The 4,970-nt window shown below is 62.8% G+C and carries 4 protein-coding genes and 1 pseudogene; all 5 read right to left on the minus strand.

What is annotated here, in order from left to right:
• Positions 1-123: 123 nt before the first annotated feature.
• Complete coding sequence (locus FEM54_RS24495) at positions 124-939, minus strand: HpcH/HpaI aldolase/citrate lyase family protein (RefSeq protein WP_138453438.1); 816 nt, start codon at positions 937-939, stop codon at positions 124-126.
• A 15-nt stretch (positions 940-954) separates the two neighbouring features.
• A complete protein-coding gene (locus FEM54_RS24500; RefSeq protein ID WP_099549623.1) occupies positions 955-2,148 on the minus strand; it encodes a CaiB/BaiF CoA transferase family protein in 1,194 nt (397 codons plus the stop codon).
• A 9-nt stretch (positions 2,149-2,157) separates the two neighbouring features.
• On the minus strand, positions 2,158-3,507 hold the full coding sequence (locus tag FEM54_RS24505; protein WP_138453439.1) for an MmgE/PrpD family protein: 1,350 nt from the start codon (positions 3,505-3,507) through the stop codon (positions 2,158-2,160).
• A gap of 10 nt (positions 3,508-3,517) precedes the next feature.
• Positions 3,518-4,681 (minus strand): acyl-CoA dehydrogenase family protein, encoded by a 1,164-nt coding sequence (locus FEM54_RS24510; protein WP_138453440.1) that lies wholly within the window; start codon positions 4,679-4,681, stop codon positions 3,518-3,520.
• 28 nt (positions 4,682-4,709) lie between these two features.
• Positions 4,710-4,970 (minus strand): annotated as a pseudogene (locus FEM54_RS24515) (FAS1-like dehydratase domain-containing protein); the annotation flags it as partial.

The raw sequence follows: 4,970 nt of genomic DNA on the forward strand, positions 1-4,970 counted from the left end.
ATGAAAATCCAGTGTGGGAGCTGGCTTGCCTGCGATGGCGGTGTGTCAGGCAGTCGATTCATGGGCGGGTCCACCGCTATCGCAGGCAAGCCAGCTCCCACATTTTGCTCCAGGTTGTGTCAGTCAGAGTTGGCCGGCCAGGAGCCTTTGTGCGCGCAGCAACACCGGCGCATCCACCATCTGCCCATCAATCTGATAAGCCCCGGCCCCATGGGCACCCGCCTCTACCACGCGTTTGGCCCAGGCCAGGTCTTCGGCACTGGGCGCCAGTGCGGCATGAATCACTGCCACCTGCTTGGGATGGATGCACAGCGCCCCGGCAAAGCCCATTTCATAGGCATGCCGGATCGAACGGCGCAGGCCTTCAGGGTCGTCGATGGCCGGGTGCACGCCGTCCAGTGGCGCCACCAAGCCAGCAGCACGGGAATGCACAATCAGCGCCAGGCGTGCCTGATCCAACGCAAACTGCGCAGCCGCGGAACCGCTGCTCAGGTTCAAGTCCAGCGCCAGGTCCAGGCCGCCAAAGGACAGGCGCTCAACCTGCGGCGCGTGGGCAATCTCAGCCACCGCCAGCAAGCCCCTGGCGCTTTCGATAATCGGCCATATCACCTTGCCGGCAGCCGCCACCACGGCCACCTGGGCGGCGCTCTCTACCTTGGGCAGCAGCACACCCGTCACATTGGCATGGGCTTTACAGAACGCTACATCCTCAAAATGCTCGGCATGCTCCGGCGCGTTGATGCGCACCCACACCTGAGCCTCTGGATGCGCTTGCAAGAACACCCCGAGGTTATCCCGCGCCTGGCGCTTGAGGGGTTCTTCAACCGCGTCTTCAAAATCCACAATCACCGCATCGGCGCCACTGGCCAGCGCTTTGGAAAACCGCTCCGGGCGGCTGCCGGGCACAAACAAGGCCGAACGAACTATAGGCTTTGGCATCACTTGAATTCCTTATTAGATAACGCCGCGTGCGCGCAGGCCGTCGATGGTTTGCGCCGAAAACCCAAGCTGATCGAGGATGCCCTGGCTGTGCTGGCCCAAGGCGGGAACGCCGTCCATGCGCGGGGTAAACGCAGCATTACGCGCCGGCGGCAACAACGACGGCAGCGGCCCGGCCGGGCTCTGGACTTCACGCCAGCTGTCTCGCGCCTTGAGCTGCGGGTGGTCCCACACGCCTTGCATGTCGTTGACCCTGGCGCTGGCGATCTGCGCGTTTTCCAGGCGTTGGATCACGGCTTCAGCGTCCAACTGCGCGAAGCTGTCAACGATGATCTGGCGTAGCACGTCACGGTTGGCCGAGCGCTTGAAGTTGGCCGAGAAACGTTCATCGGTAGCCAGTTCAGGCGTGAGCAGTACTTTGTCGCAGAACGCCGCCCATTCGCGTTCGTTTTGCAAGCCGAGCATCACCGTGCCGCCGTCGCCGGTGGGAAACGGCCCATACGGGTAGATCGTCGAATGCGCCGCCCCGGCCCGTGGTGGCTGGGGCGCGCCGTCGAAGGCGTAATACATCGGGTAGCCCATCCACTCCACCAGGCTTTCGAGCATGCTCACATCGATGCGGCTGCCCTGCCCCGTCTTGCCGCGCAACAGCAGGGCCGAGAGGATGCCACTGTAGGCGTACATGCCGGCGGAAATATCGGCGATCGAGCAACCGGCCTTGGCCATCTGATCTTCACCTGGGCCACCGGTTACCGATAAAAAACCGCCCTCGCTTTGGATCAGCAGGTCATACGCTTTCTTTTTCTCGTAAGGCCCGCCTTCGCCATAGCCGGAAATATCGCAGACGATGAGCCGTGGAAAGCGCTCATGCAGCGCTTCAAACGACAGGCCCATGCGCGCCGCCGCGCCGGGTGCAAGGTTCTGCACCAGCACGTCGGCATCCGCCAGCAGGCGTTGGAGGATGTCGCCGGCCTCGTCCTGCTTGAGGTCCAGGGTCAGGCTTTCCTTGGAGCGGTTGGTCCACACAAAGTGCGAGGCCAGGCCGCGCACGCGCTCGTCATAGCCACGGGCAAAGTCACCGGCGCCGGGGCGTTCGATCTTGATCACACGGGCGCCGAGGTCCGCCAACTGGCGGGTACAGAATGGCGCAGCAATCGCGTGTTCCAGGCTGATCACGGTGATGCCGTCCAGCGGTCGTTGATTAGTCATGACGCTTCCTCAAAGCCAGTGGGCCATGGACGCTGCACTGCGCAGGTGCCAGACCTTCTCGATCAGTGCATTGGCCTGCGCGGGTGTGTGCGCGCCGCTGAATTGGGTAAGGCGCCTGAATTTATCCGCGAGCTCCACCCGACTCAGGGTGTTACCAGGGTCGCCCTTGGGTTCATCGATGGCGCCTTGCAGCGTGCGGCCATCGAGCGAGGTGACGGTGACGCGGCCCAGCCAGCGCTGCGGGTAGGCGCCGTCAACTTCTGCGTCGAGGGTCATGCTGACCTTGTCGCGGAAAGCCGAGACGGCGGGGTCGGTCAGCGCTCGTTCGTGGAACTCGGTGAGCCCGGCTTTACCGTGCACGGCGATCAGGCCGAGCACGGTGCCCATGGAGAATTTGGCCTGGTGCACAGTGGCAGGCGTGGTCACGCGGCCCAGCACGTCGATGGCACCTTGATGGACACGCGTTTCAACCGTGGCGATATCTGCAGCGCACAGCCCTTCGCGCTGCATCAGATCCAGCAGCGCATCGGCGGCCGGATGGGTGTGACGGCACGAGGCGTAGAACTTGAAGGAGGTTTCCAGCAGCGCCCAGCGGCTGCCAAGGTCGGCCGATAACTTGCGAGGCTCGGCATCACTGGACATGCCTGCTGCCAAGCCTTGATCGCCTTCCAGAATATTGCGTGCGCCGGTGAGCCCGTCCGCCGTCAAATACGCCGCGAGCAAGCCATCCGCCGCCGCCTTGGCGGTGTGCAGTTGCTTGGAGTCGGCGGCATCGCGCAAAAACTCCCACAGCCCGGCGGCCTGGGTGCCGGCGCTGCCGAGCAGGTTGATGAACTGTTCCTGGTTAAAGTCCAGCAGTTTGCCCACGGCAACCGCCGCCGCCAGGGTGCCGACGGTGGCTGTGGTGTGGAAGATGCGGTAGTGGGACCGGCCCATGAATTCGCCGATGCGAATTCCGGCTTCATAACCGGCCACCGAGGCCAGCAGCAATTCACGGCCGGATTTGCCGAGGTCCTGGGCGGCAGCCAGCGCGGCCGGAAACACCACGGTCGCGGGGTGCAGCACCGAGCTGTTGTGCAGGTCATCCTGCTCCACCAGGTGTGAGGATGCGGCGTTCACCAGCGCCGCAAAATACGCGCTGGTGGTGCTGCCATTGACGATCACCTGGGCGGGACCGCTGTGGGGTCCCATTTTTTGTGCATAGCGTTCAAACAACGGGATCGGGTGCGCGCCCTTGCTTGCCAGCGCCGAGGCCAACCAATCCAGATACAGATCTTCGGTGCGTGCCAGTACCTTTTCCGGCAATTGTTCGTAGTTCAGGTCCGCAAGGAACCGGCACAGCGTTTGGGTATGGCTCATGCTCAGGCCCTCAGAAACTGCGTGGCAGTTCGAGCAGGTGCTCGGCCACGTAGGACAGGATCAGGTTGGTGGAGATCGGCGCAACCTGGTACAGGCGTGTTTCGCGGAATTTGCGCTCTACGTCGTACTCACAGGCAAAGCCGAAACCGCCGTGGGTTTGCAGGCAGGCGTTGGCCGCTTCCCAGGACGCCTTGGCAGCCAGGTACTTGGCCATGTTGGCGCTGGCCCCGGCATTCTTGCCGCTGTCGTATTCTTCGCAGGCACGCCAGCGCATCAGGTCCGCCGCTTCGATTTCGATATGCGCCTCGGGAATCGGGAACTGCACACCCTGGTTCTGCCCGATCGGGCGGCCAAACACCACGCGGTCGCGGGCGTAGGCACTGGCCTTTTCGATAAACCAGCGACCGTCGCCGATGCACTCGGCGGCGATCAGGGTGCGTTCGGCGTTGAGGCCGTCGAGGATGTATTTAAAGCCTTTGCCCTCCTCGCCGATCAGGCTGTCGAGGGGTAGCTCCAGGTTGTCGAAAAACAGTTCGTTGGTTTCGTGGTTGACCATATTGGCGATGGGCTGCACGGTCAGGCCGTTGCCGATGGCTTCGCGCAGGTCGACGAGGAAGATCGACATGCCTTCAGACTTCTTCTTCACCTCGGCCAGCGGCGTGGTGCGCGCCAGCAGAATCATCAAGTCGGAATGCTGGATGCGCGAGATCCAGACCTTCTGGCCATTGATCACATATTTGTCACCACGCTTGATCGCCGTGGTTTTGATTTTGGTGGTGTCGGTGCCGGTGGTGGGCTCGGTCACACCCATCGATTGCAGGCGCAATTCGCCGCTGGCGAGCTTGGGCAGGTAGAAGCTTTTTTGCGCTTCGCTGCCGTGGCGCAGCAAGGTGAACATGTTGTACATCTGGCCGTGCACGGTGCCGGAGTTACCACCGCAACGGTTGACTTCTTCGAGGATCACCGAGGCTTCGGCCAGGCCCAGGCCAGAGCCGCCGTATTCTTCAGGGATCATCGCCGACAGCCAGCCGGCGTCGGTCAGGGCTTTGACAAAGGTTTCGGGGAAGCCTTTTTGTTCGTCGATCCTGCGCCAGTACGCCGCGTCGAACTCGGCGCACAAGGCGCGCACGCCTTCACGGATGGCATTGAGTTCTTCGTTGTCATTGGGGTTCATTAACGGCTCTCCGCCTGTTGTTCCTGGATTATTCGAAGTGGACCTGAGCGGTCTGCGCCAGGCCACCGGCGTCGCCCGCCCACAACTGCGCCACACCGGTTTCGGTCACGCGCCCACCGACCACAAATGGCTGCGGTGCAATCAGTGGGCGAACACCGCGATAGGCAAAACGGCGCAGGGTCGCGTCGGGATGGGCGCGGCAAAACGCGCGCAGGCTCAAGGTAGCGATCAGCGGGCCGTGCACCACCAGGCCTGAATAGCCTTCGGTGTCGGTGACATACGGGTAGTC

This window comes from Pseudomonas edaphica (assembly GCF_005863185.1).
Taxonomy (GTDB): Bacteria; Pseudomonadota; Gammaproteobacteria; order Pseudomonadales; family Pseudomonadaceae; genus Aquipseudomonas; species Aquipseudomonas edaphica.

Excerpts from the sequence above, each read along its gene's own strand:
- FEM54_RS24495 (WP_138453438.1), bottom strand. The coding sequence starts at position 939 with ATGCCAAAGCCTATAGTTCGTTCGGCCTTGTTTGTGCCCGGCAGCCGC.
- FEM54_RS24500 (WP_099549623.1), bottom strand. The coding sequence starts at position 2,148 with ATGACTAATCAACGACCGCTGGACGGCATCACCGTGATCAGCCTGGAA.
- FEM54_RS24510 (WP_138453440.1), bottom strand. The coding sequence starts at position 4,681 with ATGAACCCCAATGACAACGAAGAACTCAATGCCATCCGTGAAGGCGTG.
- FEM54_RS24505 (WP_138453439.1), bottom strand. The coding sequence starts at position 3,507 with ATGAGCCATACCCAAACGCTGTGCCGGTTCCTTGCGGACCTGAACTAC.